General features: G+C 54.3%; 2 protein-coding genes. One reads left to right on the forward strand and one right to left on the reverse strand.

Annotated features, from left to right (window positions below):
- Positions 1-171 precede the first annotated feature (171 nt).
- On the forward strand, positions 172-1548 hold the full coding sequence (locus JRF57_16345; protein MBW2305266.1) for a UDP-glucose 6-dehydrogenase: 1377 nt from the start codon (positions 172-174) through the stop codon (positions 1546-1548).
- On the opposite strand, the gene JRF57_16350 is transcribed toward JRF57_16345, so the two are convergent.
- Positions 1505-2425: a DUF3108 domain-containing protein gene (locus JRF57_16350; GenBank protein MBW2305267.1), complete on the reverse strand. Its 921-nt coding sequence runs from the start codon at positions 2423-2425 to the stop codon at positions 1505-1507. The two genes, JRF57_16345 and JRF57_16350, sit on opposite strands and share 44 nt — an antisense overlap.
- Positions 2426-3104: the final 679 nt, after the last annotated feature.

The following is a 3104-nucleotide window of genomic DNA, read 5'->3' on the forward strand; positions in this document are numbered from 1 at the left end:
TATGCCATGCCCTTGACCTTATAGGTTATGATACCTTATCGGACAATTACCATGTACTCTTTTGATATATCTAAATAAAAGGTCTCATCAAAATTTTGAAACGCTCAGTTTAGGGGATAGACACAAGGTTGAAAAACGGAGATCCTGGTATTTAGATGGGAGAAAAAGAAAATGAAATTCGAAAAGAACATCCTATGTATTGGCGCGGGTTACGTCGGCGGGCCTACCATGGCGGTAATCGCCTTGAAGTGCCCAGAGTACAAGGTGACGGTGGTGGATATCAACCACGAGAAGATCCGGGCCTGGCAAAGCGACGATCTTCCCATCTTTGAACCGGGGCTCCTGGAAGTGGTAAAGGCGGCCAGGAACAGGAATCTTTTCTTTTCGACGGATATCCCCAAGGAGATTCGGGAGGCCGATATTATTTTCGTTTCGGTCAACACCCCGACCAAGACCTTCGGTCAGGGAGCCGGCAAGGCGGCCGACCTCCAGTACTGGGAAAAGACGGCCCGGCAGATCCTTGAGAATTCGGACCGGGGAAAGATCATTGTGGAAAAGTCCACCCTGCCCGTTCGGACGGCCTCGGCCATGGAGCGTATCCTGAACGCGAATTCCGACCATATCCAATTTGAGATCGTGTCCAACCCCGAATTTCTCGCCGAGGGTACCGCAATCAACGACCTCATGAACCCGGACCGCGTATTGATCGGATCCCGGGAGACCCCCGAGGGAATCCAGGCGAGGAAGCAGATCGTGGATATATACGCCCACTGGGTGCCGAGGGAACGGATAATCGAATCCAACGTATGGAGCTCCGAATTGTCCAAGCTCACAGCCAACGCATTCCTCGCCCAGCGGATCTCCTCCATCAATTCCATTTCCGCGCTCTGCGAGGCGACGGAGGCCGACATTGAGGAGGTGGCCTATGCCATCGGGACGGACTCCAGGATAGGTTCCAGTTTCCTCAAGGCCAGTGTCGGTTTCGGGGGATCCTGTTTCAAGAAGGATATCCTGAACCTTGTGTACATCTGTCAGAGCTATGGGCTGAAGGAGGTGGCGGAGTACTGGGAATCCGTGGTCAGGATCAACGAGTGGCAGGAGACGCGGTTTATCAGGAACATGCTCGCCAACATGTTCAACACGGTTGCCGGCAAGAGGATCGCTCTGTTTGGGTTCGCCTTCAAGGCCAATACGGGGGATACGCGGGAATCTCCAGCCATTTACGTGGCCAGGGGATTACTGGAGGAGAGGGCCGAGGTCGTGATTACCGATCCCAAGGCCATTGAGAACGCCAAGATCGATCTGGCGGATGTCCGGGAGCTGGTGCAATTCGAAAGCGATCCTTACAGGGCGGCCGACGGGGCCCATGCCATTGCAGTCCTGACGGAATGGGATCTTTACCGGGAACTGGATTACGAAAGGATCCTGAAGGGGATGGTCAAGCCGGCCTTTATCTTCGACGGCAGGAATATCCTGGATCACAAGTTGCTTTTCGATATGGGTTTCAACGTGCTCGCCATAGGGAAACCCCCCTTGAGACACTTCTGACCCGGGCGGCCGGTTCACTCATAGATGGATAGAGACGGTATGAAAAGGGTTCGGGAGAAGCAGGATCAATGGGAGCTTCAGAAACTTGAACAGAGGTCTGGCCCACCCCTCTTTCGTATGAAACCAGTTCCGCCACGAAGCTTCCAACGGCCACCCTGGTCTTGACCCTGACCGGAATCCGTTTTTCGTCAGCAGTGATCCACACCTGGAGCCGAGCTTTTCGGCTTTTCTTGAAGATCCCCCCGATCTTCTTGACCTCTGGTTCCACCAGGAACGTATCAAAACTTCCCAAGACTCCCCGAATCTTTTCCCGCCTAATCACCCTCGCAGCACCAATCACGCATCTTTTCCCATCCGATACCGGGGAGCGCAGCGAAGTATTTTCTTTGAGATTGCGGAATCGAAAGGCATAGAAAACCGAGAGGGGATCAAGGGTCCCGGAGAGAAGGGCGACGGCATCTCCCGGCGTTCCGAGACGGGAATACCAGGCAACCCCTTTCTCCCAATCGAACCGGACGATGATTTCTTCGCAACCCTCCCCCATTTTCCTTTTTCGGTACAGAAGGGACCGTTTCATCTGCATGTCGGTATAGCCATCAATGCGCCGGCGGACCTTGTAGATCAGGTCAAAAAACGGGTATGTCCTGGCCGTCAGTACGAAATGGCGGGCCTGGATTCCGCTCACATTTTCCAGGGGCAGAACTTCCAGAACGGCTTCCCCGGCGGGGATGAAGGCCCATTTTACCTGGAAGGTGAGACGTTCGCCGACACTGAAAGGAACGTTTTTTTTGATGGATGCCGCATCAGCCCCGAAGACCGGCGGCAGGAAGAGCAGGAGGGCCGGTAGGATGATGGAAATGGGAAGGAAAGATTTCATGAAGGTGTCTCCCGGGCGATCTCCCTTATCCTTCTGATATTTTCGGTTCTGTCCGCTCCAGAGAAAATTTCAGTCCCGGCCTTCCGCTGTTTCCAGGAAATTCAAGAGGTCATCGGGTCGAGGAGCCGAGGATCACCGGGTATTTCACTCAAAGGCCGATGGCGCCTTTTCTTTCGTTCCGAGGCTCCCGGGCTGGTGTTTTCAGCGGATAGACCCTCCTAAGCCTACCCGCCGTTGTCTGGCGGGTTTGTCCAGGGGAATTCCAGGATCAAGTGTTTCACCTGAAAACGAATGCCCGCACCACCGGGAAAGGGGCATGGGGATCTTTTCGGAAGTGACCTGTTGGGAGGCCTGCCAGACAACAGCAGGTAAACCTTCGTTATTTCATGGGGTTAGGGATGGGGGAACCCCCGGCTCCCGCTTGTAAAAGCGGGAGAACGGCGGAGGGGGCAAGACTCCCCCGTCCCTAACCCCTTGAAATGACCAGGCCGTGAGACTCGGGAACGAAGAAAAGATCCCCATGCCCCTAAGGTAAGGGAGCGGTTAGAATTCCGGTCCTCTCCTCCGGGGCGTAGGCCCTGCAGGCCGGAAACTTGCCCTTGAACAAAATCGAACGTCTTTTAAAGGTTTCCCTTTATTCTGCCGTTGAAACAGCGGATTTTTACTCCCGGGAGGGAAT

This window comes from Deltaproteobacteria bacterium (assembly GCA_019310525.1).
In the GTDB taxonomy this organism is placed as follows: Bacteria; Desulfobacterota; DSM-4660; order Desulfatiglandales; family HGW-15; genus JAFDEE01.

Coding starts and splice junctions, on each gene's coding strand:
- JRF57_16345 (MBW2305266.1), top strand. CDS start 172: ATGAAATTCGAAAAGAACATCCTATGTATTGGCGCGGGTTACGTCGGC.
- JRF57_16350 (MBW2305267.1), bottom strand. CDS start 2,425: ATGAAATCTTTCCTTCCCATTTCCATCATCCTACCGGCCCTCCTGCTC.